Raw genomic sequence first — 26,536 nt, 5'->3', positions numbered from 1 at the left:
CTATCGCACAGACGTGATGCAGGTCGCAACAAGCTGTCCGCTGCGGCCCCGATCATGGGCCGAAAAGTCCGGCGATTTCACGACTCGCCGTGCCGAGCGGCGTCATATGCCGTAGCTTTTTCGATCAATGCCGAACCGGACAGTTGGTGCCGGACAGCTTGCAGGGAAGCACCGAGGAATATGCAAGGTCGGAATGAACCGGTCTCGACGGTTCTGTACTACATCTTCTTGCTCTTCTACAGCGCGCAGGACGCGCTGGGCGGAGCCGTCACCATGGGCTGACCGCACACCCGTCGAATCCGCAATAGCGTCGGCACATCGGGCCGGGCAGGCCGAACATCCGCTCGGCTACCGTGGTGCGGTGACCATCGTGGACAGGCAGTACGGCGGCCGCGCAGTGAGTGAGCGGAAGGCCGAGCGACGGCAGCGGTTCCTGGACGCCGCCATCCGGACCTTCGCCGAGCGCGGCTATGCGAACTGCTCGCTGGCCGATGTGTGCACCGCGGCCGGACTGTCCAAGCGACAGTTCTACGAGGAGTTCCAGACCAGGGAGGACGTCCTCATCGCGTCCTACGACTACATCCAGGACCAGTCCGCGGCCGTCGTCGGACAAGCCGTCGCGGCACTGGGGCCGGGCACGGATATCGCGGATGGGCTGACCGCGGTGTTGACCGCGTTCATCGGTTCCATCAGCTCCGACCCGTACCGGGCCAAGGTCGCCTTCGTCGAGGTGGTCGGTGTCAGCGAACGCATGGAACACCATCGTCGCGAGCGCCGCCATGCCTGGGCGGCGGCCATCGAGGCCCTGCTCATTACGATCGCGGGTCCGGATATCCGCGTCCGCGGCGGAATCACCTGGGCGGCAAGCGCACTCATCGGCGCGATCAACGGTGTCGCGTACGAATGGATTCTCGCGGATCCGCGCCCGCCGATCACCCAACTGGTCGAGGTGCTGGCCCCCATCGCCACCTCGCTGATCATCACTGAGACCTAAGGTGGGATGAGGTTCGCCCAGAGCTAGTGGCGCACCGCATCCCACAGCCTCGTCGGTCCAGGAAGGATTTCGCGCGCTTCCGCTCTAGCCGGGTATCTATTCGGCGGCCACCTTCGGTCGAGCGGACCCAGCCGCGCCGCATGATCTCGACCGGCCCAACGGCACGGTCGCGGAACACCGCCTGAGGTGTTCGCTCGAACTCGCGGCCGAGGTGCGCGGGTTCGTGGAATGCGGTTTCCCACAGGGGATGTGGGGGGTTTGGGATGGTTCGGGGTTCGGCCCCGGCCGTAGTTTCGGCCGATGCGAGTGCTTCGGCGTGTGTTGGTGGTTGTGTTGTCGGTGATACTGGGCCTGCCGGTAGGAGTAGTCCTGCTGCTGGTCACCTGCCGGGGAGAAGTGATCGGTTTCGTCGTGGATCGAAGTGCCGATGGGCCGGTGACGGCCGCGATGCTGCAGATATCGGACGAACACCGGACCCAGACCTGGCATGCGGGCGAGGCCGTAACTCCGCGGTCGCATTTCCGGATCGGGAGCGTGACGAAGACGTTCGTGGCGACGGTCGTACTGCAACTGGTCGACGAGAAAATTCTCGCCCTGGACGCCCCTATCGATCGCGTACTGCCCGACCTCGTCTCCGGCGGCGAATCCATCACGGTAGGTCAGTTACTGAACCACACCAGCGGTCTGTACGACTACATGAAAGGACCTGGCATGTCGACCAACCGGTGGCGCGGCGAGGCTCGCTTCCGGCATTACGCTCCGGCAGAATTACTGGCCGGCGCGTTCGCTCATCCCCCGTATTTCCCGCCTGGCACCGACTTCCGCTACTCGAACACCAACTACATCGTGCTCGGTGCGCTGGTCGAGAAGGTCACGGGAATGCCGTATGCGGATGCTGTCCGTCAACGCATCCTCGACCCGTTGGGCCTGCGCGATACCTCCTTTCCCGGTGACGACCCGACGATCAGCGCACCTGCCGTAGCGGCGCGAGGCAGCTCCGGTTCGGGTGCCACCGTCGATGTCACCGAGCAGAATCCTTCGCTGGATTGGGCCGCGGGCGAGATGATCTCCACGACAAGGGATTTGAGCACATTCTTCGACGCGCTCATGAGCGGTCGCCTGCTGTCGGCGACGATGCTCGAGCGGATGAAACAGACAGTTCCGATGGGACTGGCCTTCCACTACGGCCTGGGCCTGCAGCGCTTCGACTTGCCGTGCGGGGTACAGCTGTGGGGACACGGGGGTGAGTTGCTGGGCTATCTCACCTATGTATTCGTTGGGCCGGATAACCGGGTCATGACCATGATGTTGGCATCGGCGTCGGGTGACAGTTTCGTGAAGTTCGCTGCGGCCGCAGCGGCGGTGTTCTGTCTGCGGTAGGTGCGGAAATCCACACCTCGCTGTCCGGAAATCCGTACTGATCTGCGCGTATTCGATTCCTAACGTGGTGGTCATGAGCAACGCGATAACCATTTACGCCGCCGAGTCCGGCGGCGTGGCCGGGTGGGCTACGGCGATCATGCACACTCTCGGGGGACCGGGGGCTGCGGTGGCCAACGCGGCCGACAGCGTGTTTCCGGCCATTCCGAGCGAAATTATCCTTCCGCTGGCCGGTTTCGCGGCCGCGCGGGGAGAGATGTCGTTGGTCGGCGCGCTGGTGTGGACCACCATAGGTTCAGTGGCCGGTGCCATGGTGCTGTACCTGCTCGGCCTGCTGGTAGGGAGAGAGCGTCTGTACGCCGTCGTGGCCAGGTTACCGCTGATCCGAACCGAAGACCTCGAGCGCAGCGAGCAGTGGTTCGCCCGGCACGGCCGCAAGGCGGTCTTGTTCGGTCGGATGGTACCGGTGGTGCGGTGTCTGGTCTCGGCCCCAGCCGGTGTCGAGCGGATGCCGATCGGCCAGTTCATCGCACTCACCGCCGTGGGCAGCGCGATCTGGAACACCCTGTTCGTGCTGGCCGGATATCACCTCGGCGAGAACTGGGAACTGGTCCGCGACTACGCCTCACGGTACCAACTGGTAGTTGGGGCTGCGGCAGGTGTGGCGGTGCTGTTCTGGCTGGTTCGTCGCGTGCGTGGCCGGTCTAGTCTGGGATCGTGACCGTGGTCGATGAATTCTCGCTGCTGCGGCGGGCATACTATCCACTGGTCGGCGCGGTGGTCGGATTCTTCACAGCGGTGTCCGGGCTGGCAATGCTCGTATGCGGGAATACGCTCGGCCTGCGCGGCCACGTCCGCCGGGAGCGGCGTCGACTCGTGCGCTGGTTCCATGCGCCCGCCGAGTGCGAGCTACCCGACCGCGACCCCACCGGTTATGTGCTGCTGCGCGCGCTCTATGCCGTCGTGGGCGGTGTCGTGCTGATTGCCGCGAGCGTGGCCGCGCTGGGTTACTTCGGGTGGGCGCTGGAACTCACACTGGTGCACCGGATTCCGCTGATGACCAGTGTGGTGTCCTTGGCCGTCGGCGCTATCGGGATATACCTGTGCCGCCAGTTCGCCGTCGCACTCGGCCAGGGTGACATCGCCACGGCAAAGCGGTATCTGGGAGATGACGGCACCCAATTGCGGCTGCGGGAACTCGAACGCACCCGCGCCGACGTGGTCCGTGCCGTCGATGACGAGCGGCGCCGAATCGAACGCAGCCTCCACGACGGGGTTCAACAGCGAACCGTCGGTCTCGCACTACAACTGGGCCGCGTGCGCCGAATCATGCAGCGCCAGAACATGACCGCACTCGCCGACGAAATCGATCGTGCCGTCGAGGAGGCGACCAAATTGATGGCCGACCTCCGTGAGGTGGCGTGGCAGATCTATCCCTCGATCCTCGACGAGCGCGGCCTCGAGGCGACCCTGCGGGGTCTGTCGATGCACACCACCATGCCGCTGCGGCTCGAGTTGCACATCGATCGCGAACCGCCGACGGCAGTCGCGGCGGCGACATACTTCGTGGTCGCCGAGGCTGTGACGAACGCTGCCAAACACTCTGGAGCAAAGGACATCTCCGTGACGGTGATGCACCCGGCGGATCGGCTTGTCGCCACGGTCCGAGACGACGGGATCGGCGGGGCCAACCCCGAGGGCGGCGGCCTGACCGGGCTGCGGCGCCGGGTGGCCGCCCTCGACGGCGTGCTAACGGTGCACAGCCCCGCCGGCGGACCGACCATCGTAACTGCGGAGCTGCCGTGCGCATCGTGATCGCCGAGGATTCGGCTCTGCTGCGCGAGGGTCTGGTTCGGCTGCTCACTGACGAGGGCCATGACGTCGTCGCCGTCGGTACAGCGATCGAGCTCGTCCACGAAACCGACCGCACCACACCCGATCTCGTCATCGTCGATGTCCGCATGCCGCCAACGCATACCACCGAGGGAATCGACGCGGCACGCGAGCTGAAGTCCCGGTTCCCCGATCTCGGCGTGCTCGTACTGTCGCAATACGTCGAGCAACACAACGCGATCGAGCTTCTCACCTCCGGAATCGGCGGAGTCGGCTATCTCCTCAAAGACCGGGTCGCCAATGTCGACGCATTCCTCGCCGACATCGACCGAATCGCAAGCGCCGGTACCGCATTCGACCCCGAGGTGGTCCGCCAACTATTCGCACAACAACGTCGCACCGACCCGCTGGCCTCCCTCACTCCCCGTGAACTCGATGTGCTCCAACTACTCGCCCAAGGCCTCACCAATGCCGGCATCGCCGATCGACTGTCGCTGTCCACCAGCGCGGTCGAGAAATATATCAATGCCATTTTCGCCAAGCTGCACCTCGCCAAGGACCCCGCACACAGCCAACGCGTGCGTGCGATCCTGATCTACCTGGAACAAAGCACATAGCCCGCCTGGTGCAGCAGCATCCGATAAGCGGCCCCTTACCCTGCCTTCGCCATGGTCGGTCCGCATAACGGATCTGGAAGGGGTACAGATCCTCGATCTGTTGACCCGCACCGGCATCCGCTAGCTCATAGCGCGGCATCACTGAGACCTAGCTCATAGCACGCCATCAGCGAGACATAGCTCATAGCGCGGCACCCCGAACAGACGTAGGTTCTGCCTATGCAGCTCGGTCAACCCAGTCGCACCGCACTCGCCACCGCTTATGCTCGCGCCTACCACCAGATCGCAAGCGAGCCGCGAATCTTCACCGATCCACTGGCGATCCGCATCGCGGATGTCACCCCCGACCAACTGTCCGCCCTCGATGCCGCGAGCATGGTGGAGGGCGACACCGATGGCGACATGCGCCGCCGACGCCGAATGTTCCTGGCCGCCCGCGCCCGCTTCGCCGAGCAGACCATTGCCGACGCCGTGGCGGCGGGCACCCGGCAGGTGGTGATCCTCGGGGCCGGGCTGGATACCTTCGCCTATCGCAATCCCCACCCCGACGTGCGGGTATTCGAGGTCGACCATCCCGATACCCAGGCTTGGAAGCGACAGCGGCTCGAGACGGCGGGCATCGAGATCCCGGCGTCGCTGACCTTCGCCCCGGTCGACTTCGAAAGCCAAACGCTCGCAGCGGGATTGGCCGCCGCGAACTTCGATCGCGATCGACCGGCCGTGTTCATCTGGCTCGGCGTCGTCGTGTATCTGACCCGGGAGGCGATCCTGGACACCCTGCGCTTCGTCGCGGGCCAGGCGACGCCGGCGCAGTTGGTATTCGACTATCTCTATCCCGCTTCGGCTTCCACGCCCGAGGATGCGGCGCAGCGTGCGGTGCGGGCCGAGCGGTGGGCCGCCGTCGGTGAGCCGTGGATCAGCTTCTTCACCGCCGAGGAGATCGAAGATCTGCTGCGGGAGACGGGATTCGACCAGGTCGACGACTACGACGCGCCAAAACTTATCGCTGGGTACCTGGGCACTCCCCCGCAACCGTCGTCCACCGTTCCGTTACACATGCTGCGTGCCACCCGAACCGCGTAGGTCGGGTCAGCAGCCGAGCTGGTCGGCGAGATCGAGGAAGTCACTGGCGTTGATGTCGAAGTCGTCGTCATAGGAGACGTCCACATCGCCATCGGCGCCGAACTCGAGCGGTCGGGCGACGAAGGCCGTCCGGAAGCCCAGTGCGCCCGCGGCCCGAATGTCGTACTTGTGGCTGGCGACCATCATGATCTCGGCTGGTTCCAGCCCCAGAAACCGTGCGGCCATGCGATATACCGTGGGGTCGGGCTTGAACGCGCCCGCCATCTCCGCGGTGAACACCGCATCCCAGGGCAGCGCGGCCCGCTTCGAAATGTTCACCACGGCCGCGACATCCGCGTTCGACAGTGTCGCGATCGTGAATTTGCTCGCAAGCCTGGTCAATCCGGCATTTACATCGGGCCACGGTTCGAGGCGCTGCCAGGCGAGGGTGAGATCGGCGCGTTGCTCGGGCGATAGGTCGATGTCGTAATCACCCAGTAGGCCGTCCAGTGCCGTGGCATAGACCGAATGCACAGTGACCCAGTTGTCCCGGTCGGGCTCGGCCTTGTGCAGTGCGGCGAAGTACTCGGCACGCCAATGGTCGACGAAACCGGCCCAATCGATATCCCGGTAGCGCTCGCCGCCGATGCGGCGCGCTTCCGCACAGACTGTCGAATGGAAGTCCGTCGCCGTCCCCTGTACATCGAAGAGCAATGCCCGCAGCACGTCCGCACCTTTCCGCCTGAATGCGATTCGACCTTAGCGTCAATGCCGCTGGACCAGCAGGTAGCTGCGCCGACTCGGATGTTCGGTGCCCGGATGCGAGGCACGGTCGAGGCGTGCCGCCGGGATCAGACCGGCCGCGGCCAGGGCCTCGGATTCCGCGGACGGGTCGAGGTAGCGGAAGGTGAGATCGACCTCATGGCCCCACCAGTCGGTGAGTGTCTTGGCGCCACCGACCGGAATATCCGCATCGCTGGTGTGAAATGCGATGAGCGCGTGGCCACCAAGGCGCAATACCCGGGCGAACTCCGCGTAGGCCGCGGCGCGCTGCTGCTCGTCCAGGTGGATGACCGCATACAGACAGACCAATCCCGCCAGCGATTGCGCCCGCACCGGCAGAGCGGTCATATCGGCCGCACAGACCGGCACCGAGGTGGTTCGGCGAGCCGCCGCGCACATCGCAGGCGAGAGGTCCATCCCGATCGTCCGCACACCGCGCGCCGCAAGGTGCGCGGCTATATGTGCAGGACCGCAACCGATATCGGCGACCACCCCGTCGCCCACGAGTTCCGCGAAGACATCCAACAGCCCCCGATCCAACGGCTTATGCCGCAGCTCGTCCCCGAGTTCTTCGGCATAGTGGTCGGCCACTTTGTCATAGCTGTATCGGGTGCCGATCATCGAGTCAGCGTAGTTCGGCACCGACCCCCGCGCCTGCCCGCGGACTCACCGCAGGCAGCCGACCTCGCCACACACTGCACCGCACCGCACCGCACCGCACCGCACCGCACCGCACCGCACCGACCAGCGAACCTGAGGGTCCTACACCTGCTACCGAATTCACCATATCCGGAAGGCCTTCAGTCGCCAGTCGGTCGAGCGAGTTCGCTCGGTCCGGACAGCAATACGAAGTGTTGATGACCACGCCGATCGGCGATCGTACAGCGCATCGACCTTCCGGCCTGGACCAGGTCTGGTGCGGACCGAGGTCCGCACCCTGCGACCAGAGAACCTCAGCACGCCCGAAATCTGCTCTCGGATTCACCGCACTCGGAACACGGTCAGTCGCCAGCCGGTCGAGCGGGTGTGGGCGATGCGAGCGGCAATGGCGAAGTGTCGGCGGCCGCGGTCGTAGGCGGCGAAGACCTCGGCGGTCGAGGCGTCGACCATCATCAGACTCGCCCGGTGCAGCACCGCGGCGCCCAGGGTGCGGCCGGGTGCCAGGTCGGCTCGGACCAGGGTTCGCACGGCGGCGACCACCGCGGGCGTGGCCACGCTGGTGAGCTGGGCGACCGGCCGTCGGTGGTCCAGGATCTCGAGCGCCAGCCGCAGCGCCCGTTCGACGAATTGCTGTGCCGCCGAATCGACTTCGACAGCTGGTGGCGGCGTGCAATGCTCGCCGCTGAGCGCGCGCCGCAGCCCCCGCGGGCCGGACCGGCCGGTCTGATCATGCCGCGGGATCGGCGTGCGGCACGGTGCCGCGCGCGGCGGATGTTCGGGTTCAACACGCCCACCCGGCCGGTACGGCAACAGCGGCGGCTCCGTCCTCGGCGCATACGAAAGCCCCGACGGATGTCTCTCCACGTAGCACCCCCAATGAGTTCGAACCACAACCCCCGAGCTCGGACCGCGACAGCATGCCACGGATATCCCCGCAGGTAAACCACCCAAGCGACCGTTCTGGCACCGACAAGCGTCGCTCGAACAAGATCAGGTAGCGAAGGGATCCCGATACCCCGGTGCGAGGCGAGTTCAGACCAAGTCGATCGAGTCGAGGAAGCGTTCGGCGAGTTCCGCGTCACCGGTGACGGCCACACCATGGGATCGCCAGGGCGTTCGAGTTGTCCCCCAGGAAGGGAAATCGATTGCCGCACTGGTGATTTGCGCAGCCATCCTGGTATCGGAACCGGCCACCGCACGCAACCGTCCGTGCCCGATCGGTTCGAGTCGCCAGGTTCCGCCGCCGGGTCCGGTCAGCGTCAACCCGATCGGCCGGTCGAACCAGATCCGATCATTCGCCCCGAAGTTGGCCAATAGAGCCAACATCCACTCCAGTATCGAACTCATACGGTCCGGGTCGGTGGCAGGGATGTCTTTGTCGAGTGCAGGGGCGATGTCGTGGCGCAGGTGCGTGTGGAAGTCGAAGGTCAGCAGCGACGGCAGCAAACGCAGTGGGTGTGCACCGAGTTCGCCGATCGGGAGGCGGATCGATCCGAGCGGCCACGGCTGGGTCGCGCGGGCCGCGGTGGCGATCCGCGAACTCCAGGTCGCCAATTCCCCGACCACCCGATCGATCTCCCAGTCGGCGCGTCGGGCGACGAAATCGTCGTTGAGCCGCTCGATATTTCGCGAGCGCATGACCTTGACCACATCCGGGCCGAAGTTCAGGCGGCACTCCGACCCGAGATGCGCGATCACATCGCGCACCCGCCAGCCCGCGGCTCGGCTCGGCGCCACCCATTCCGCTGGCGTGAGCCGGGCACAGAAGTCCAAAACGGCGTCGCGCTCGCGACGGAACGCGGCGATGTGGTCGGTCATTCCCTGATACTGCCAAGTGATCCGAACCACTGTCACCGATAGGCCGAATCGGCGCGTTGGTCGGTCAGCCGCTGGTGATGCGGACCAGGGTCTGCAAGGGGTCGGTCAGGACATCGGCGAAGGCCAGTTCGGCGGCACCGACGAGGGGAGCGTCATCGGCGAGGGCCGAGGTGCGCAGGCGCACCCGCTCGCGAACGGCGAGCAGCCCGTTCACCGCCAGCCTGCTGCGGACCTGGGCCGCGGAGGCGAGGTAGATCTCGCGCAGCACACCACCGAAGACGACCATGGTGGGGTTGAAGATATTGACCAGATTGGCGACGCCATAGCCGAGCCAATCGCCGATCTGGTGCAACGCATCTCGCGCGGTGGCATCCCCGCGGGCGGCGGCCTCCACGATCGCCTCGATCGCAGCACGACCGGTGAGATCCGTGCGTCCGGCGGCCGCGATCAATGCGAGTTCACCCGCCTCGGCCTCCAGACAGCCGTGCGACCCACAGGTGCAGGCCCGCCCGCCCGGATTGACGATCATATGCCCGACCTCGCCGCCGTAGCCGCCCTCACCGCCGAGCAGCTTGCCGCCCATAATGATTCCGCCGCCGATGCCGACCTCGCCGTGCAGGTAGATCATGTCCGCGACACCGACGCCGACGCCGCGTTCACGCTCGGCAAGCGCGCCGAGATTGGCATTGTTGCCAACGGCCACGCGCAGACCGAGTCGCTCGGACAGCCGCGCGCCGACCGCCACATCGACCCAGCCGATATTCGGCCCGTATCGCACGACGCCGTCCTCCTCGCGCACCATGCCACAGAACGCGACTCCCACACCGACGCAGACGGTCTCGGGTCCGGCCTCGCCGATCATGTTCTCCGCGATGGTGGCCAGCGCGGTGATCACGTCATTCGGATCGAATGTGCCACTGCGACGCGGCGTCTCCCGCCGCGCGAGAATCACCCCGCCCAGCCCGACCCGCGCGACCGCGAGCCGGTCCGCGCCGACATCCAACGCCAACCCGTAGACCCGTTCCGATTCGGGGCGCACCACCAACGATGGCCGCCCCGCCTTGCCCGTCTGCCCAGGCAGTTCCTCGCTCACCAGACCCGCCGCGGCGAGATCGGCCGTCAACGCCAGAATGGTGCTGCGATTGAGCCCCATTCGCTCGGCGAGCACCGCCCGCGATACCGGACCGCTCAGGTGGACATGGCGCAGTAGCACGGCAAGGTTCTGTCGCCGGATCTCGTCCGGGGAAGGTGCAGCTCTCATTTGGGTGAACCTCCTCCCGGTCGTTGATCAACTTCCTGGCAACGCACGCTTGCGCGACAGCGCGTCCACTCCGGCTGCCAACAGCAGCACGAATCCTGTCACAACGAATTTGGTGCCCGCGCTATAGCCCATCAGGCCCATCCCGTTATTGATCACCGCGACCACCGCCGCACCGAGCACCGCGTCCAGCATCCGGCCGCGTCCGCCGAACAGACTGGTGCCGCCGATCACCGCGGCTCCGACAGCGGTCAGCAACACATCGCTGCCGCCGGTATTCGGGTCGACGGAGTTGGCGCGCGAGGCCGCGATCAAGCCGCCCACCGCGGCCATTGTCGAACACAGCACGAATGCGCTGATCTTGATCCGATCGACCGGAATGCCCGCGCGCCGAGCCGCTTCGGTACTGCCGCCGACGGCGTAGATATGTCTACCGAACGAGGTCCGGTTGAGCACGAACGTCCAGAGCAGCAGCAGCGCCACGATCAACGGCACCACGATCGGCATACCTTTGAGCGAGCTGATCGCCGGATTGCGGCTGCGCTCGTCATTGAGGACCAGCACCGCCGCGCCCGCGACAATGGCGACCGCCGCGATCCGCAGCGCGATCACCGGCGCCGTCTCGCCGGTCAGCCCGAGTTTGGTGCGCGCCCGCAGTTTTCGGTATTGGATCGCCGCGAATCCCGCCAGCAGCACCGCGTACATGAGCCAGCCGAGCAGCGGCGGCACATTCTTATTCGCGATCGCGACGATCGTGTCATCGCGAATCGAGATATTGCGCCCATTGTCCATGATCTTGAGCGCGACGCCCTGCAATGCCAGGAACGCCGCCAACGTCACCACGAACGACGGGATTCCGATCTTCACCACGACCGTCCCGATGGTCAGCCCGATCACGACGCCGGTCAGTAGCGAGACGAGAACCGCGGCATACCAGGGCCATCCCTTGTCGGTGAGCAATACCGCGAGCACCGCCGCACAGACACCGCTGGTGAATCCGGCCGACAGATCGATCTCACCGAGCAGCAGCACGAAGATCAACCCCATGGCGATCACCGCGATGGCCGCGCCCTGGGTGAACAGGTTCGCGAAATTGCCCTGCGTCATGAAGACCGGCCGCGCGATCCAGAAGACCACCGTCAGCACCGCCAGCGCGATAATCGACGGCAGCGCACCCATATTGCCGCTGCGCACCCGCCCGACATAGGAGTTGACCAGCTCGGTCACCGGCGAGGACGTGGCCTCGAACTTATCCGTAACCACCGCGGCTGTGCCTATTGTTCGCTCGCTCATGCCTTTACTCCATTTCCGAGACCGAGACTTCCACTGCGGCCAGCGGTGATCAGTTCGACGACCTGTGCGTGCGTCACGTCGGAAGTTCGCACCTGGGCCGCCATTCGGCCGAGATAGAGCGCGGCGACCCGATCGGATACCGCGAAGACGTCATTCATATTGTGCGAGATCAACACCACCGCAAGACCTTTGTCGGCGAGCGTGCGCACCAGCTCGAGCACCTGCTGGGTCTGTGCGACGCCGAGCGCGGCGGTCGGTTCGTCGAGGATTACCACCTTGCTGTTCCACAGCACGGCTTTCGCGATCGCAACCGTCTGCCGCTGCCCGCCCGACAGGCTCGACACCTGCTGGCGCACCGATTTCACGGTGCGAACAGATAGGCCAGCCAGAGTCTTTCCGGCCAACTCCTCCATGCCGTACTCGTCGAGCACGATGCCGTGCTTCTTCTCGCGGCCGAGGAACATGTTCTGCACGATGTCGAGGTTGTCGCACAGCGCGAGGTCCTGATAGACGATCTCGATGCCGAGATCGGCCGCGTCCCGCGGGCTGTGCACATGCACCGGCTTGCCCTCGAACAGGAACTCCCCCGCATCGATGGGATGGGTGCCGCCGATGCATTTGACGAGAGTCGACTTGCCAGCGCCGTTATCGCCGACCAGCGCCGTCACCTCACCCGAGTACGCGGAGAAAGCGACATCGTGCAAGACGTGGACGGGGCCGAAACTCTTTTCGATCCCCCGTAATTCGATGACCGGTGTATCGGGCATAGGTACTGCTCCTGACGTGTGGGGCGGCCCTTCCGCGATCCCCTCATACCAACCGCGGAAGGGCACTCGCCCCGTTGACCATGAAAATGTCGGTCGTTCCCGCGCACCGTCGGGTCCGCGGGAACGACCGGGCTATCAGCGAACCCCGTTATCCGCGCACAGCTTGGCGAATTCGCCGGTGCACAGCTCGGCCTTCGCGACATACCCGTCGGCCACCACGTCGTTCACGTTCTCCTTGTAGATCGCCTTCGGTTCCAGCAGCACCGCGGGCACTTTCGCCTTCGCCTCCGGATCGTCGACGGTGCTGTTCGCCTCGCCCTTCTCCCCCTTGGCCAGTGCGATCGCCAGCTTCGCGCCCGCATCGGCCTCCAGCTTGATGGCCTTGTAGACGGTCATGCACTGATCGCCCGCCAGCACGTTCTGCAGGCCCTGCACGGTGGCGTCCTGGCCGGTCACCGGCACCTGGCCGTTCAGCTTCTGCTTCTTCAGCACCGCGATCGCGGCATTGCCGAGGCCGTCGTTGGCCGCGACCACGCCGCCGAGATTCGGTGTGCCGGTGAGCATCTGCTCGAAGATGGTGCCCGCCGTGGTGTTATCCCACTCCGGCACCGCCTGATCCGGGCCCTTCACGTATTCACCCGCATCGAACTTCGGCTTCAGCACACTGTCGTAGCCGTTCTTGAACAGCGTCGCGTTGTTATCGGTCGGTCCGCCGTTGAGATAGGCGACGACCGGGTTGACCGCCTTCTTGTCGGTGAGGCATTTGGCCAGCCCATCCCCCATCAGCTTGCCGACCTTCACATTGTCGAACGACACATAGAACGGCGCCCCACCGCCGAGAGTCAGTCTGTCGTAATCGATTACGGTCACGCCCTGCGACTTCGCCTTCTGGATCACGGCCTTGCCGGTCCCACTGTCGAGGTTGGTGATCATCAGCACCGTGGCCCCGTTGGTGATCATCTGATCCGCGATGGTCTGGAAGGCGTTCTTATCCCCCTGCGCGTTCTGGATATCCGCCTTGATCCCCGCCGCGTCGAATGCCGCTTGCAGATATTTGCGATCCGCCGTCTCCCACCGCGCGGAGGTCTTGCTGTCCGGCAGGATCACGCCGATCTTGGCGCTCCCGCCACCACCTGCGTCCTTGTTGTTGTCCCCGCAGGCAGTGAGCGAGGTGAGAAGCGCAACCGATACGGCCGCGATGCCGAGGATCCCCTTACGCATGAGGGCGAGCCTTTCGTTGAACCACCACCTGCTAGGTACCAGGTGGTCGAGCCTTGAGCGAATGTTGTTCGATGCAACATATTGCACTGTGACGTGGCGCACAACGGTTTCGCAAAGATATTTGTTGTTTGCGATAACAATCCGGGCACGAGCGATCGGCGAGCTCTCCGGCCGAGCACGCGAGGGCAGGTCCACGCAAGCACCGCGCTACTCCAGAACAGCACCTAAGACACCCCAAAACCCTCGCTGAGCAGCGCAGTTCCGCCCGCCTTTCGCCACCGCTCATGACATCGCGCAGATCAGCAAACTGCCGCATCCGCCGACGGCGCGTTTGCACTACGGTTACCCGCAGGGCATCGCGCAGATCAGCAAACTGCCATATCCGCCGACGGCGCGTTTGCACGACGGTCACCCGCAGGGCATCGCACTCGCCGCTTGCGCGACCGCCGGAACACGGTGCTCCATCGACTGCCCATCCGAACATCTCCCCGCCTCGCCCCCTTGATCACCGACATCGTCCGGATTTCATAGTCGGGCGCCGCACGCCGGCTGGGGACATTGCTGGCTCATCGCAGAAGAGGGTGCAGTCGGGGTCTGCCTGTTTCGAGGTTGCCTGCACGGATTTTCATGCTCGGCCGGACTCCTATCCGGGCGCGGCGAGACGCGCGCCGGGGAACGAGCTATGCACCGTCGTTGCCATCGCGCAGGGAATGGATCATGCTCCGCAGGATCCGGAACGCGTCTGACTGCTCGGTCTCGGTCATGCCGGCCAGCATTCTGACCTCGACGGACCGGACCGCTACGGTCGCCTTCTCGAGGCTCCGTCGGCCGCGAGGCGTGAGCCGCGTGGGCAGCACCTTCCCGACGGGCGCCTCCGCAGGCCTGGTCACGTAACCGTCTCGTTCCAGGGCCTGGAGCAGCACGTTCATCGTCTGCCGTGTCACGAACGCGCCCCGCGCGAGCTCGGAGTTCGACAAGCCCGGTCGTTGCGCCAGCAGCTCGAGGCAGGAGTAGTGCGTCACGCTCATCCCGAGCGGCCGCAGCACCTCCTCCATGGCTGCGCGGAGGACGCTCGACGCCTCTTTCAGCAGGTAGCCCAGTGACGTCTCCAGGTCGACGCCGACACCGTCTTGACTCATGTCAGAATTCTGACATAGATTGACCCGTGTCAGAAGACTGACACGAAGAAAAGGAGCACCATCATGCCCGCCACCGGCCCCGACTTCATCTCACTCCAAGCGCGCGACCTCGCCGCTTCGCAGGCGTTCTACGAGCACTACCTCGGCCTCGTCCGCTCGCCGGCCGGACCTCCACACGCCGTCGTCTTCGAAACGAAGCCGATCGCGTTCGCACTCCGCGACGTCGTTCCCGGCACCGATCTCGCATCCGTCGCTCAGCCCGGCATCGGTGCCGCGATCTGGCTCCACGCCACAGACGTCCAGGCCATTCACGATGCTCTCGTCGCCGACGGTCACACCATCGTCTCCGCACCGATCGACGGCCCCTTCGGTCGGACATTCACCTTCGCCGACCCCGACGGCTACCAGGTCACTCTCCACGACCGCGCCTGATAGGCCGAACGCCACCGGACGATCACCGACCCCCGCAGACCGCGGTTGCGCCAGAGACTCGACCACCAACTACATCGCAGGTCCCTGTTCGAGACACGGCGGCTTCAGGCCGCGACTACACCCCCGTCTGTGAAGAGCCACATTGCTGCCTGGCAGTGTCCGACTGAACGCGACGGAGGAGGGCCCATGTCCAGTGATTCGGGCAGTTCCGCCGCGCTCGAGGTGATTTCGCAGGGGCTCGAGATCCCAGCAGGATTCGTGGCTTCCTGGGCGTACCTGACGCCCGGCGAGCTGCGCTATGGCTATGGCGCTGCTCGCGGTGTCATCTCCCTCGAGCCGAACGCCGACCTGCACAGTGGAGATGGACTTCAAGAGTTGACCGCCGCCGACGACACCTCCGCGGCACGGTGCTCGGCGATGGCGCACAGAAGGTGTTGAATTCGTGCGCCGGTCCCCGCGCCGCTGCTATCGCTGGTTCCGCTCGACTCGTCGCCGATAATCTTGACCGTCATTGCGGCGACGGGTTTGGTCCATGTCTTACCAGCTTTGAATCGCAGCTCGGAGTACTGGCCCTGGGTCGTGGTCGTGCAGTTTCGTCGCGATGGCGAGGCGTAGCAGAGACGCAGCTTGGGTGAATACTGGTTCCGAGGAATTCACGATGTCGAAGCCCGCACGGTCGACTCGGAGCACACCGGGAGGAAGCGCGACGCCGGGTTCTGCCGTCAAACCGCGGAGAACCGAGTCGGCGAGATCTGTGGGCAACCCCCCGGTGAACGGACGCTTCCACAGACGACTCCGGCACTTCGGCTGATCATCACTGTCGAGCATTTCGAACGCTGCCACTCCCACTTCGATCAGTGTGGTCGAGCTGTCCCTAGCTATGAACTCAGCCCCGAGCAGCGCACGTGGCGCGATACCACCGAGGCGGCGCTGCACCTCGACCAAGACACGAACGCCACGATCAATGCCAGGACGATCCCTCGCTGAACTTGTGGAGGTGAGTACATGCGACGCCGAGTACATGGCGTCTTTGTCATCCTCGTCGATGGCAACAATTCCGTGCCCGTCGACATCGATCATCACCCACCACGCGGACGCGGCGGCATCCGGATCCTCGCTCCCCCGGATGGCGGCGACATAGCTCGGCGTCGTCGCGAGCCGGATCCTTCCGCTGCTTGTGTAACCCAAGACCACGCCGACTATGCGTGCGCCAACTTCCGGCCATTCCTCTCGACGAATCGGCCCGTCGGCTACGTAGGAGCCCTCGATCCAGCCTCGTTCACCTGCGTCCGTGGCGATGAGAATCCCATAGTGCGCATAACCGGTCACGACACAATCGATGATCGAGTATCGAGGATGCTGTTCCACGGCGCTGATTATCGTCCGCTCCAAGCTCCGACTACCCGATTACCTATCCAGCATTGCTTGACGAGGCAGACGACCGGCACGCCTCATAGAACGGTGGCCCTGTTCTCGAAAGAATCCAGCTACCAACAGGATTCGTCGAGTATGACCGCCGCGTATGCACCATACCAACGGATTTCGCCGTGACCAGATCACCGGTCTGTGCGCTCTCGTGCATGCCGCCTGGATAGACGCCGACCGTGGTGGGACGAGGCTGTGCCCGCCGATCCCGGGGTTGCTCACTTCGACTGTTGTGGCGTGACGTATCTGCGTCGTACCGGGTGCAGGCGGAACTGGCCTAGGCGCACGGTGTTTCGCAGCCGACGATCAGCCGCGCGATCGCGGCGGTCACACCGTGACTCGAGCAGGTGGCGGCGCACCGAAGGTACGGCCGCCGGGGCCGGGAACTCGCGCGTGCGTCGCTTGTAGGCGGATCAACCGGCCGGTACGGTCGAACCAACTGAACAGGGGGCGGGAGCCGGGCCAGTCCTGATCGATGCCGCCGACACCGTAGGCGACCAGGAGGAATGGATGATCAGCAGGGGGAAGGCACTTCTCAGCGCTGTGTTGGGGGTTGGTGCTGTTGTTCTGCTGTCCGGGTGTGGGTCATCGACTGGCGGAGATGCGAAACCGGTCTCCACCTCCACGAGCGCCGGGCCTTCGCTGGCCGCCGATGTTCCACGCACCTATGACCCCTGCAAAGACGTTCCGCAAGACGTATTGGATTCGGAGAAGCTGCACAACAAGCACACCGTCGACGACAGTGCGAGCGGCGGAGTTCGGTGGGTCGGATGTCAATGGGTGCGGTCAAACGGCTACGGAGTGAGCATCCGCACGACGAATCTCACCATTGACCTTATTCGTAGCCGCAACTTCCCTGAAACTACCGAGTTCACGATCAACGGCCGCCGTGCCATCTCGACACGCCAGTTCGACGGTCCCTACATCAAAGAAGCCTGCACGGTCGATGTCGAAATGAAGGGCGGCAGTCTCGAGTTCAACCTGAATAATCCGCCCTCGAATCGCGACACTGGCAGCATCGACTCGTGCGTGCTCGCCCGGGGATTGGCAGAGAAGGTTGTGCCCAGCCTGCCTGCCACCGCCTGAGCGGTGCTCCACGAACCGAATTGGGAGGGAACCACATGGCAAACGAAGCGCCTCCAGCGACCCCGTTGACGAATCTGATCACCGAGGCCCGTGAGGGCCGGTTGACGATTCGGATGGACCTCGAGAAGTTCGTCTATATCGACCGCGACTGCGAATACTTCAAGGATCAGATCCGAGATATCCAGACAACAATGACCCAGATCGCACAGCAGGATAAGTGGGGCCTGGGTGAGGGTTTCGCCCCGCAGGGCGACCGAGACCTGATCTCCGCCAAGACGATGGTCAAGCGGTGGCGAGAAAAATCCCGAGGCTCGCAAAACAGTGCCTACGAAGTGATGGAGTCGCACTACAAGGTCATCGAAGACTTCCAGACCCTGTTCCGCACCGTCCGTGAACGCATCACCGGCGTCGACACCGAGCAAGCGGCGAAATATCAAGACATGGAAGCGAACCTGCCGCAGCAGCCACCCGCCCAAGCCAAGATCTTCTCCTGGCCAGGACTATAGGATTCCGAGTTCGCACACACCTTCGTCACCGGTCACACATCGACTCTCCACACGACACGCCGGTCCGAAAAACAGAAGCTCTGCGCGAGTCCGGATCTGACCGAGGTTGAGACAGCAGGCGACCCCATCGCGACATTGGGCTCGTCAGGATGGGGTCGCTGTGGTGCTCGGTACTGCCGCAAGGCTCAGGCGTGGCGGTCGAACTCTCCGTCCGCGACGCCCGCAGTGAAGGCATCCCATTCGGCGGGCGTGAAGACCAACGCGCGGCCGGTCGGGTTCTTGCTGTCGCGCATTCCGACCATACCGTGATCGAGGAAGGCGACTTCGACACATTCCCCAGTCTGGGTGCTGTAGCTGCTCTTGAACCACTCGGTGTTCACCGAGGTAACTCCTTCACGATCTTGGACAGGTAAGCGCGGGTCTTGCCCACACTCAGCGTGGACCGCTCTATGTCGGCCCAAGAGTGACGATACCGGGCGACCTGTTCGGGCTTCTCGAAGTACAGGTCGCTCCCGACTCCAGCTTCGATGTACACAACTGGAGGTTCCGGTTCGAGGTCGGCTGTCCCAGCGAATTCGAGGATGATGAACGGGCCTGCCTCAGTGCCGCGATAGATGCCTACATCGAAGGGCACGAGCCGAATGCTGACATTGGACAGCGCGGAAACTTCGATGATGCGGCGCATCTGACCGGCGGCAAGATCGGGCGCACCGAGCGGTCGACGGATCACGCTCTCATCAAGTATCACATCCAACTTCGGCTGGGATTCGGTGAGAACGGCTTGTCGGTCCATCCGGACCTGGACATGGCGTTCAACCTCCTCGGGCGTCAGGTCAGGGCTGGTGCGGAGCAAGGCGCGGGCGTAGTCCTCGGTCTGCAGCAGACCGGGGATTCGGGCGCTCTGGTACATCGCGAGGGAACTGGCAGTTCCCTCGAGGGCGATGTACGTGCTCAGCTTGTCCGTCGAATCAGTGTCACTGAAGGCATGCCACCAACCCCGAGCCGATTCGGCCTCTGCGGCAAGGGTCTTCACGTTCGCCCTGGTCTCAGGTGTCGCTCGGTAGATATCGCAGAGCTTGTCGATGTATATCGGCTTGAGCTTGCACGGCTGCCCCTTGAGCATCTTCGTCACCGTGACGTGATGCAGGTTGACCTGTTCCGCCACGTCTTTGATGTAAAGCCCGGATTCTCGATGCAGCTTGGACAGGATGCGTGCCACCTGACGGCGAGGGACCGATGGGGCGGCAGGCTGTGCGGGCATGCGATGACCTCCTTGGCTTGACCAGCTAAAACTCCCGTTCGCAGGTAGGTTACTCCGTTTTTTCGAAGTGAACTATTTTCCGCATTAAGATTGTGAACTTTCCTCCAAGGGTGTGAGCTGAACATGCGCTTCGAGAGTAGCTACCGAAGGCGCACCAGCCTCGCGGCAAAGCACCGGACGCTCCACCGATCAGCACACCAACCAGGTTCTGGGGGAACCATGACACCCACGCACTCCATCGAGTCCCCGCAGACGATCACTGCGGGCGACAAGCCGAAAGCCATTGGCTTCGTGCGCAATGACGTATCCGGCCTGCATGCCCCTCGCCATGCACTCGATGTGCAGCGGCACGCGAACGCACTCGGCTATCAGTACGTGTACACGATTCGGCCGCCTGCCAATGTCGACGACCCGATCAGGTACGCGCTCGGCATAGCGGCTGGCCTCGAAATACAGGTAATCGTCGTCTTCGACCTCGGTCACGTCGACTGTTGCCCCGCGTTGGTCTGCGATGCCGGATTCGACCTGGAAACCGTTTGCCCGCAAGGCACTTGGGTGCGCTCAGCGCAGCGCGTGCCCGACGTCGAGACGGGGGTGGCGTGATGTACGAAGACGCTCTGCTCAACCCACCGAATATCTGCGACTTCACCGAGGTCGAATTGGCGCACGCGCAGATGCGCCGACACCGGGCATGCCGGATCCAGCGGTGTGCATGGAAGCGGGTCGCGTATTACACGCTCGTGCAGCACGGCCGGATCGCACCACCGCAGTCGAGCCCGCGCGAACGCGCCCGATTGCGCGGCATCGACTTTCCCATCGACGCCATCGACCGCTCCCTCCCCGAGGGCATACCCGAACTCCGCACATTGCACCAAGTGCTCGACGGGCTCGCTCAACTGGTGTTACCGCCGACCTGCCCCGGCAACGGCGTCGAGAAATGAACGGCTATGGGGCCGTGGCAAATAGTGCACAGCGTCCTCGCGGTCGTCGGTGGCGGCGCCTTCGCAATGGTCGGCGTGGCGTGTGTGTGGCCGATCAACCAGCCACGCCGCGACCGGCCCACCGCACGTCGCTGCCGTCTGCGCCCGGTCGAATGGCCGAAGGCGTGGACGTGCGGCCCACCCGAGGAACCGTTCACCCTCGCCGACGCCCACGTCGCGATGCAACTGCATCGCGAGCACGACTGCGACCGCAAGCACGCCGCATTCGATGCGCTGGTCGCGGCCGGACGCATCCACCCCGATTCGGCGCGCCGACACCGACTCTGGGGCAAACCCTGGTGAATGACCATCCGACTCGGCTCGCCAACTGCACTCACATACCAACCCACGATCGATCGGATGACTTGATGGCCGAATGGACTTGGGAGCCAGATGATTTCGCGGCGCTGTGGCTCAACCCCGCGCACGACCGCTTCCCCGATCCGCTTCGCTTCACCAGTCGCTTCGCCTACCGCGACGACTTCGATACCCACCGGGTGACCGTGCGCGAGCGCTACTCCCGCAACGAACTAGCAGAAATCGAACTCGCTCTCGATACCTTGACGACCTCGCTGGTGCGCATCCAAATCTTCGGCGGCACAACGCGACACAAGAGCCCCAACGGCGGCGTCCACATCTACCGCATTGTCGGCGCACATGCCGACCAGCGCGCGATGTCGTTGGCCCAAGCCACCTTCGGCGATGCCAACGGCCCGATCCGCTGCCGAATGTTCCCCACCGATCACCTCCCCGCGCAACTCGTCGGCTGCCTGCCACCCTGCACACCCGGCACCCAATCGCAGCCCGCCCGCCACCCCGACAGCGACACCCCACACGAGCGCTATCAGCGCCTCCTGCGTCAGCCCGCCGACGGCGGCGGATCCGCTCTGCTGTACACCGGCCCCGCCGCCAAACCGAGCAACCCCGTCGCCACCATCCAATGGCACGACATCACCGATGACGGTCGCTACACCGAACTCCACAACCAACCCCACACCATCCACCCCACCACCCCCACCGACCTAGCCGCCCACTTCACCACCTGGATCCTCAGCCTATGAAAAACTACGCAGCTCATCCCCTCTGCCCCCTCCGCGAGCACTGAAATCCCTCACTCCGACCCCTCACTCCCGACCTCCTCCTCGGCAGAGTTCTGGACGGGTGCGTTCGGGTTGGTCAGGCTGCGGTAGGTCCTGTTGTCCTGCACCGACTTCCCGGTTTTCTCGACCCGGAATGGTTTGGCGTTCCGCGGTTTTGCTGGTGCAGTGCTGGGCACGTCGTGTGCCGTACCCCCCTTACCTCCCGCAGCCAGGTGAACAGGCCCACAGCTTCCAGCCCAGTCAACTGGCCATGGTCGCGTTCTCCAGAACCACCCACCACCCCGCATCCGAACTGGACAAATGATCACGTGGAACCTATGGCGGCATCGCCCGAGAAGCCACCGCCACCAGTGCCACCTGATCTTGATCACCATGCACTGATCCAGTGCAAATGTCGAGAAGACCCCTGCACCAGCGCATTCTCGAGTAACTACCGCGGCATGGCTGAGGATGGTCGGCGGTGCCGGACCCGTGGCAGAGTTCTGGACCGGTGATGACAATGCGCTGGTGCGGGTGGACGTTGAGAGCGGCTTGCGCCAGCGCATTCTGGATCGCCCGCGCCAGGGAATCGCCGCGGGGCCTACAGTCCTTCCGTCCGTGGTGATGGCTGAAACGAATATCTGGGTGGGTCCGACACTAGGATCGGTTCGCCTATCTGCAGTATCGACAACATCGAGGAGTTTGTATGCGGCGCATCGTGAGACGAGTTGTTGGGGTGTTTTCGGTGGTGGGGCTGGCGTCGATGCTATTTGCGGGGACCGCGCAGGCAGATGGGGATACGGTGTATTTCTCGTCCGGGTCCACCAACTGCTCGATCGCTGGGGATGGCACTGTTGGGTGTGATTTCGCGAGTCAAGCGCTGGTTCAGTACAGCTTTCTGCCAATCCTCTTGCCCGCGCGGGACATTGTGATCGATCAGCAGTGGTTGCCTGCGCATCCGATGTTCGTTGTCGGAACGCATACCTTGCCGGGTGGTAATCCAGATCTTGCGGACGTCAAGACCGGGGCCGGTACGTGGGGCTCGTATATCGAGTACGCCGGGGCGCGGTGTGAGCAGGGATTTCACGGCAGTTTCAGCTGCAAGTCCAAGGGGCGGACCTGGGGGATCTACGGCGGGGTAATTTCCGCGAGTTGAGGACGCTGCCGGACGCCCCGCTGTCACGATCAGCGGGGCGATCCGCAGCCGATCATGGCGGGTCGGGACCAGGGCGGCGGACGGAAAGCGTTGGACCACTTCGATTTTGCCGATGATGTCGATGTTGAACTCGGCGAGATCCTCGGCGGGGATCCAGTATTCGAGGATCTCGCGGCCGCCCGCCTGTTGAATGTCGCACCGTCGAGGTAGGCGGTTTCGACGGTCAAGCGGGTGACGTAGCCGGAGCCCGACGCGCGTTCCAGTCGCGGGCGATCTTGATGGCATAGTCCTCGAAGAGGACGGGGTAGAAGATCGCCTGGTCGAGCAGACGGAGTGGCCACTCGCGCCAGTCGGAGGCGGCGACCAGCGCCAATCCTTCGGGTCCTGTTGAGCGCTACAGGATTGTGGTCGCACCCATGGTTCCCTCCCCGTTCAGGTCTCGATTCATCCGGCCGCATGTCAAACAAAGCCAGTGCCGCGTCCAGATAGCACCTGCCGTATCGAGCCCCTGGGGTGCGGATTCCGTCGACCGTAGTCGATCGATGGTCGCCAAGGCGTATTCGACCGCCGTATGACTGCGCTCGGCGAGCAGCGGGAGGGGTAGTGCAGCGATCTATCTGGACGGGGGAATAGCTGGGGCGGACTTGTTATCCAGCGCAATATCCTCGAAGCAGGCGGCAGTGAGGAGTGCTGGTGGATAGGTGTCCGATTGGTACGGCGGGGCGATCGCGCTGGCGTGAACATGCGGAGTGGCGTGGGGCGGTGCGCAGGGCTGAACTTACTGGTGGGCAACAGGTTTGGGTCGTCAGTGGATATGACGAGGTGTCTGCGCTACTGGCCGATGCGCGACTGAGTGTGGACAAGCGGCATTCCAGGGGTGGGTATTCGGGATTCCCGCTACCGCCCGCATTGGATCGAAACCTGTTGAATATGGATGGGGCCGAGCACTCGAGGATACGGCGGCTCGCAGCGCCCGCGTTCTCGCGCAGGTCAGCCGAATTGCTTCGGAAAGCGGTCAGCGGAATCAGTGCGGGCACGTTTCGGATGCTGGACGAAAGCGCCAGCGGCACAGTCGATCTGCTCGAAAGAATCTGCGTCCCGGTGCCCGCAATAGTGATCGGCGAACTGCTCGGCGTGCCCGCTGATCGATACGCCGAGTTGCGCGATGCCGCCACGGCGATGGTGACATTCGACGCCTCGTCGAAAGAGTCGGCAACACGACTGGTGGGAGCCGTCACCTGGCTTGCAGAGACATTCACAAACGTGGTGCGGTCCAAGCACAGCGCACCGGGCGATGATCTGATCAGCGGGTGGGTGCGGGCGCGCGACGACGCCGACATACTGTCCGAGGATGAGCTGGTCTCACTGGCCTTTCTGATGATGCTTGCGGGGCTGGATAATGCTGTTCACCTGTGCGGCAACATATTTGCGGCACTGCTCACATCGAAGGATCCGCTCGGCGATTGGTCGACCCGCCGCCGCGAGGTAACGGAAGCCGCGAACCCCCTGCCGTTCGCGATCCGGCGATTCGCGGTCGAGAACATGACGATCGGCGACCACACGATCCCCGAGGGCGACACCGTTCTGCTCTCACTCTTCGGCGCGGATTCGGACCCGGCGCGCGACGGCCGACCGAGCCTGATGTTCGGCCGCGGACCGCACTACTGCCTCGGCGCTCAGGTCACCGATCTAATTGTCGACGCGACGATTCCGGAACTGTTCGTTCGATATCCACACGTTCGACTCGCGGTTCCGGAGTCCGAACTCGAGTACCGATCATCCTGGCGCGCACACGGATTGGTGACCTTGCCGGTCACGCTCGCGCGCTGATCCCACGCCCGGCTCCATCGGACCGGCGGACTCGGTGCTCGGCGACATGTACCCGGTTCGAACAACGCGTCGAGCAGAAGCGACGGCGGCCATTGCGTGAGGTATCCACGAAGACCAGATCGCAGCCCGATCGCGCACAGCGTCCGATGCGGCCGGGATCCTCGCAGAACAGCTCCGCGAGCCCGGCGGCGGTGTATGCCTTGACGCGCTCATCAATGGGCGCATCCGCGCGGGCGTAGTGCAGATGCGGCGCACGGCCGTCATGGGTGGAGATATAGGGCTGGCTGGTCGTCTCGGCCAGCAAAGCATTGAGCTGGTCGACGCCCGGTTCGGTGAAGACCTCGGCGAGCCGGGCGATCCAGCGGCGCAGCTCGGCGGTCTGCCGGGCATCGAGGGTGCCGAGCGGTTTGTATCCGGATTCGGCGAGCAACTGCAGCAGGTCTTGCCGCGGGTCCGCGTTCACCAGGCGCGCGGCGAGTTCGGCCGCCGCACCTCCGTAAGGGTTGAAATGCACTAACTCATTACATCAGGCTGGACGCATGATCACCACCTGCCCGTCTTGCTCCTGGTCCGACCCGACTCTCGTGTCCTCGCACGGCTCCACCAGCTACTTGCGCTGCATATGCGGACAGTGGCTGGTCCGCGAGCACGGGGCGGTGGTGGCGCTCGCCGGGACCAGCACCCTGGCGAACCGCATTTCGTAGAGGCCAGGTCTCTCAAATCGTCGGTCCCGACACGGGCGTGGATGACAGCGCAAGCCAATAGGACGCCACCCTGCACGTGCGGGCGTCGACACCCGGCCGGTGCCAACCGAACGCACCCCCTCGAGACGCAGGACCGTAGACAATGGTCGCAACCGGGAGAAGCAATGACCGAGGAGTGATCGGACTCGAACAGCGCCGTGCGGCAACTGGCGCTACCTGTTTCAGCGCTGTCAACCGAACGAGAGGATTGATATGGACACCATAGATATCCGAACCGAGGACGGGGTTCGCTACGCCACCCTCGACACGCCGCCGCTCAACATGATCGGGCCGGAGGAATCATGACCAGCGCGAGCACGTCGGTACACACCCGCACCCCCGAACTGCTCGGGCAAACCGTCGTAGTGATCGGCGGCAGTGCGGGCATCGGACTCGAAACAGCTCGACGTGCCCGCACCGAGGGCGCCGAGGTCATCCTTACCGGCCGCAATCGCGACCGACTCGAGCACGCCGCGACCGAAGTCGACGCGAAGGACAGCGCTGCCTTCGACGTCAACGACTCGGCCGCCCTGAAAAGCTTCTTTCAGGACCTGCCCGCACCGATCGATCACGTGATGGTCACCGCGGGCGGCCCGCAGTACGGACCGCTGCTCGAAATGGACACGGCCCAGGTGCGCGACATATTGAGCGACCACGTAGTGGTGGCGCTCGAGGTCGCCCGCAATGCCGCGGGCAAGATGCGGCCAGGCGGCACACTGCTGCTCATGGGCGGCACCGGCGCCCGCCACGTCCGTCGAGGCCTGGGCATCGTGTCCGCGGCCACCGCCGCACTGCCCCCATTCACGGCAGCCTTGGCCCTCGAGCTCGCGCCGGTGCGAGTCAACCTCATCGCCGCCGGCTTCGTCGACACCCCCTTGTCGGCAGCGCTGCTCGGAGATCGACTCGATCAGCGCCGCGACGAACTGAGGGCCACGCTCCCCATCGGGCGCGTGGTGGGCCCCGCCGATGTCGCCGCCCTCGCCGTGCACATCATGACCAACACGGCGCTCACCGGCGCGACCTACGACATCGACGGCGGCCAGCAGTTCACCTAAAGCCTTGCTGGTTGACGAAGGTCAGAGTTCGAACCCATCCGCGTCACCGGCCGATCTTCGCCGGTCGAGACCCAAATATTCGAGCAATATCGAGAACATCGCACCTTCCATCGGCAGCTAGCGCCCCGTCAAGATATATCGCTCCGCCACCCACTTCG

The 26,536-nt window shown here is 64.4% G+C and carries 31 protein-coding genes; 18 read left to right on the top strand and 13 right to left on the bottom strand.

What is annotated here, in order from left to right; translation table 11 throughout:
* The first annotated feature begins 361 nt into the window (after positions 1 to 361).
* The 6 genes from ABZ293_RS19915 to ABZ293_RS19890 all read left to right on the top strand — a co-directional run bounded on the left by ABZ293_RS19915 (position 362) and on the right by ABZ293_RS19890 (position 5,907).
* A complete protein-coding gene (locus ABZ293_RS19915; protein WP_355182538.1) occupies positions 362 to 994 on the top strand; it encodes a TetR/AcrR family transcriptional regulator in 633 nt (210 codons plus the stop codon).
* Between the two features lie 300 nt (positions 995 to 1,294).
* Positions 1,295 to 2,374 (top strand): serine hydrolase domain-containing protein, encoded by a 1,080-nt coding sequence (locus tag ABZ293_RS19910; protein ID WP_355182536.1) that lies wholly within the window; start codon positions 1,295 to 1,297, stop codon positions 2,372 to 2,374.
* 73 nt (positions 2,375 to 2,447) lie between these two features.
* Positions 2,448 to 3,095, top strand: coding sequence for a DedA family protein (locus tag ABZ293_RS19905; protein WP_355182534.1), 648 nt, complete (start codon positions 2,448 to 2,450; stop codon positions 3,093 to 3,095).
* Positions 3,092 to 4,189: a histidine kinase gene (locus tag ABZ293_RS19900; protein ID WP_355182532.1), complete on the top strand. Its 1,098-nt coding sequence runs from the start codon at positions 3,092 to 3,094 to the stop codon at positions 4,187 to 4,189. Before ABZ293_RS19905 ends, ABZ293_RS19900 begins: the two co-directional genes overlap by 4 nt.
* Positions 4,177 to 4,824: a response regulator transcription factor gene (locus ABZ293_RS19895; protein ID WP_355182530.1), complete on the top strand. Its 648-nt coding sequence runs from the start codon at positions 4,177 to 4,179 to the stop codon at positions 4,822 to 4,824. Before ABZ293_RS19900 ends, ABZ293_RS19895 begins: the two co-directional genes overlap by 13 nt.
* Positions 4,825 to 5,043: 219 nt before the next feature.
* The gene (locus ABZ293_RS19890; protein ID WP_355182528.1) at positions 5,044 to 5,907 is read left to right on the top strand and encodes a class I SAM-dependent methyltransferase; all 864 of its coding nucleotides are present in this window, start codon (positions 5,044 to 5,046) and stop codon (positions 5,905 to 5,907) included.
* A gap of 6 nt (positions 5,908 to 5,913) precedes the next feature.
* On the opposite strand, the gene ABZ293_RS19885 is transcribed toward ABZ293_RS19890, so the two are convergent.
* The 9 genes from ABZ293_RS19885 to ABZ293_RS19845 all read right to left on the bottom strand — a co-directional run bounded on the left by ABZ293_RS19885 (position 5,914) and on the right by ABZ293_RS19845 (position 14,825).
* The gene (locus ABZ293_RS19885; RefSeq protein WP_355182700.1) at positions 5,914 to 6,609 is read right to left on the bottom strand and encodes a haloacid dehalogenase type II; all 696 of its coding nucleotides are present in this window, start codon (positions 6,607 to 6,609) and stop codon (positions 5,914 to 5,916) included.
* Positions 6,610 to 6,651: 42 nt separating this feature from the next.
* Positions 6,652 to 7,290 carry a class I SAM-dependent methyltransferase gene (locus ABZ293_RS19880; protein ID WP_355182526.1) on the bottom strand — a complete coding sequence of 213 codons (639 nt, stop codon included), beginning with the start codon at positions 7,288 to 7,290 and terminating at the stop codon, positions 6,652 to 6,654.
* A 360-nt stretch (positions 7,291 to 7,650) separates the two neighbouring features.
* The gene (locus tag ABZ293_RS19875; protein ID WP_355182524.1) at positions 7,651 to 8,193 is read right to left on the bottom strand and encodes an Rv3235 family protein; all 543 of its coding nucleotides are present in this window, start codon (positions 8,191 to 8,193) and stop codon (positions 7,651 to 7,653) included.
* Between the two features lie 168 nt (positions 8,194 to 8,361).
* Positions 8,362 to 9,147: a maleylpyruvate isomerase N-terminal domain-containing protein gene (locus ABZ293_RS19870; protein WP_355182522.1), complete on the bottom strand. Its 786-nt coding sequence runs from the start codon at positions 9,145 to 9,147 to the stop codon at positions 8,362 to 8,364.
* A gap of 64 nt (positions 9,148 to 9,211) precedes the next feature.
* Complete coding sequence (locus tag ABZ293_RS19865; protein ID WP_355182520.1) at positions 9,212 to 10,408, bottom strand: ROK family protein; 1,197 nt, start codon at positions 10,406 to 10,408, stop codon at positions 9,212 to 9,214.
* A 27-nt stretch (positions 10,409 to 10,435) separates the two neighbouring features.
* A complete protein-coding gene (locus tag ABZ293_RS19860; RefSeq protein ID WP_355182518.1) occupies positions 10,436 to 11,698 on the bottom strand; it encodes an ABC transporter permease in 1,263 nt (420 codons plus the stop codon).
* Positions 11,695 to 12,465, bottom strand: a complete 771-nt coding sequence (locus tag ABZ293_RS19855; RefSeq protein ID WP_355182516.1) for an ATP-binding cassette domain-containing protein — start codon at positions 12,463 to 12,465, stop codon at positions 11,695 to 11,697. Before ABZ293_RS19855 ends, ABZ293_RS19860 begins: the two co-directional genes overlap by 4 nt.
* Before the next feature lie 135 nt (positions 12,466 to 12,600).
* Positions 12,601 to 13,686 carry a substrate-binding domain-containing protein gene (locus tag ABZ293_RS19850; RefSeq protein WP_355182514.1) on the bottom strand — a complete coding sequence of 362 codons (1,086 nt, stop codon included), beginning with the start codon at positions 13,684 to 13,686 and terminating at the stop codon, positions 12,601 to 12,603.
* A 680-nt stretch (positions 13,687 to 14,366) separates the two neighbouring features.
* Entirely contained in the window at positions 14,367 to 14,825 is a 459-nt protein-coding gene (locus ABZ293_RS19845; protein ID WP_355182512.1) for a MarR family transcriptional regulator, read from the bottom strand.
* Positions 14,826 to 14,888: 63 nt separating this feature from the next.
* Between ABZ293_RS19845 and ABZ293_RS19840 the strand changes: the two genes are divergently transcribed.
* Positions 14,889 to 15,257 (top strand): VOC family protein, encoded by a 369-nt coding sequence (locus ABZ293_RS19840; protein WP_355182510.1) that lies wholly within the window; start codon positions 14,889 to 14,891, stop codon positions 15,255 to 15,257.
* Positions 15,258 to 15,443: 186 nt separating this feature from the next.
* Positions 15,444 to 15,695 carry a hypothetical protein gene (locus tag ABZ293_RS19835; protein WP_355182508.1) on the top strand — a complete coding sequence of 84 codons (252 nt, stop codon included), beginning with the start codon at positions 15,444 to 15,446 and terminating at the stop codon, positions 15,693 to 15,695.
* 99 nt (positions 15,696 to 15,794) lie between these two features.
* Here ABZ293_RS19835 and ABZ293_RS19830 read toward each other — a convergent pair whose 3' ends face one another.
* Positions 15,795 to 16,625, bottom strand: a complete 831-nt coding sequence (locus ABZ293_RS19830) for a hypothetical protein (protein WP_355182506.1) — start codon at positions 16,623 to 16,625, stop codon at positions 15,795 to 15,797.
* Positions 16,626 to 17,192: 567 nt separating this feature from the next.
* Between ABZ293_RS19830 and ABZ293_RS19825 the strand changes: the two genes are divergently transcribed.
* The gene (locus ABZ293_RS19825; RefSeq protein WP_355182504.1) at positions 17,193 to 17,768 is read left to right on the top strand and encodes a DUF3558 domain-containing protein; all 576 of its coding nucleotides are present in this window, start codon (positions 17,193 to 17,195) and stop codon (positions 17,766 to 17,768) included.
* 35 nt (positions 17,769 to 17,803) lie between these two features.
* Positions 17,804 to 18,274, top strand: a complete 471-nt coding sequence (locus tag ABZ293_RS19820; RefSeq protein ID WP_355182503.1) for a hypothetical protein — start codon at positions 17,804 to 17,806, stop codon at positions 18,272 to 18,274.
* Between the two features lie 185 nt (positions 18,275 to 18,459).
* On the opposite strand, the gene ABZ293_RS19815 is transcribed toward ABZ293_RS19820, so the two are convergent.
* Together ABZ293_RS19815 and ABZ293_RS19810 are read right to left on the bottom strand one after the other, a co-directional pair.
* On the bottom strand, positions 18,460 to 18,654 hold the full coding sequence (locus ABZ293_RS19815) for a DUF397 domain-containing protein (protein WP_355182502.1): 195 nt from the start codon (positions 18,652 to 18,654) through the stop codon (positions 18,460 to 18,462).
* Positions 18,651 to 19,535, bottom strand: a complete 885-nt coding sequence (locus ABZ293_RS19810) for a Scr1 family TA system antitoxin-like transcriptional regulator (RefSeq protein WP_355182500.1) — start codon at positions 19,533 to 19,535, stop codon at positions 18,651 to 18,653. The genes ABZ293_RS19815 and ABZ293_RS19810 overlap by 4 nt, the downstream gene beginning before the upstream one ends.
* Before the next feature lie 219 nt (positions 19,536 to 19,754).
* On the opposite strand from ABZ293_RS19810, the gene ABZ293_RS19805 reads away from it, so the two are divergent.
* The 7 genes from ABZ293_RS19805 (at position 19,755) to ABZ293_RS19775 (ending at position 24,580) form a co-directional block, all read left to right on the top strand.
* Positions 19,755 to 20,138 carry a hypothetical protein gene (locus ABZ293_RS19805; RefSeq protein WP_355182498.1) on the top strand — a complete coding sequence of 128 codons (384 nt, stop codon included), beginning with the start codon at positions 19,755 to 19,757 and terminating at the stop codon, positions 20,136 to 20,138.
* A complete protein-coding gene (locus tag ABZ293_RS19800; protein WP_355182496.1) occupies positions 20,138 to 20,476 on the top strand; it encodes a hypothetical protein in 339 nt (112 codons plus the stop codon). Before ABZ293_RS19805 ends, ABZ293_RS19800 begins: the two co-directional genes overlap by 1 nt.
* 6 nt (positions 20,477 to 20,482) lie before the next feature.
* Positions 20,483 to 20,818 carry a hypothetical protein gene (locus tag ABZ293_RS19795; protein WP_355182494.1) on the top strand — a complete coding sequence of 112 codons (336 nt, stop codon included), beginning with the start codon at positions 20,483 to 20,485 and terminating at the stop codon, positions 20,816 to 20,818.
* Positions 20,819 to 20,883: 65 nt separating this feature from the next.
* Positions 20,884 to 21,576 carry an ESX secretion-associated protein EspG gene (locus tag ABZ293_RS19790; RefSeq protein ID WP_355182492.1) on the top strand — a complete coding sequence of 231 codons (693 nt, stop codon included), beginning with the start codon at positions 20,884 to 20,886 and terminating at the stop codon, positions 21,574 to 21,576.
* Between the two features lie 724 nt (positions 21,577 to 22,300).
* On the top strand, positions 22,301 to 22,750 hold the full coding sequence (locus tag ABZ293_RS19785; RefSeq protein WP_355182491.1) for a hypothetical protein: 450 nt from the start codon (positions 22,301 to 22,303) through the stop codon (positions 22,748 to 22,750).
* Positions 22,751 to 22,804: 54 nt separating this feature from the next.
* On the top strand, positions 22,805 to 22,960 hold the full coding sequence (locus tag ABZ293_RS19780; protein WP_355182489.1) for a hypothetical protein: 156 nt from the start codon (positions 22,805 to 22,807) through the stop codon (positions 22,958 to 22,960).
* Positions 22,961 to 23,794: 834 nt separating this feature from the next.
* Positions 23,795 to 24,580: a hypothetical protein gene (locus ABZ293_RS19775; protein ID WP_355182487.1), complete on the top strand. Its 786-nt coding sequence runs from the start codon at positions 23,795 to 23,797 to the stop codon at positions 24,578 to 24,580.
* Here ABZ293_RS19775 and ABZ293_RS19770 read toward each other — a convergent pair.
* On the bottom strand, positions 24,564 to 25,094 hold the full coding sequence (locus tag ABZ293_RS19770; protein WP_355182485.1) for a CGNR zinc finger domain-containing protein: 531 nt from the start codon (positions 25,092 to 25,094) through the stop codon (positions 24,564 to 24,566). The genes ABZ293_RS19775 and ABZ293_RS19770 overlap by 17 nt on opposite strands.
* Positions 25,095 to 25,625: 531 nt before the next feature.
* Here ABZ293_RS19770 and ABZ293_RS19765 point away from each other — a divergent pair.
* On the top strand, positions 25,626 to 26,378 hold the full coding sequence (locus tag ABZ293_RS19765) for an SDR family oxidoreductase (protein WP_355182483.1): 753 nt from the start codon (positions 25,626 to 25,628) through the stop codon (positions 26,376 to 26,378).
* Positions 26,379 to 26,536 lie beyond the last annotated feature (158 nt).

Source organism: Nocardia sp. NPDC005998, from assembly GCF_040614395.1.
In the GTDB taxonomy this organism is placed as follows: domain Bacteria; phylum Actinomycetota; class Actinomycetes; order Mycobacteriales; family Mycobacteriaceae; genus Nocardia.
This window is presented reverse-complemented; position numbering and strand designations above follow the sequence as displayed.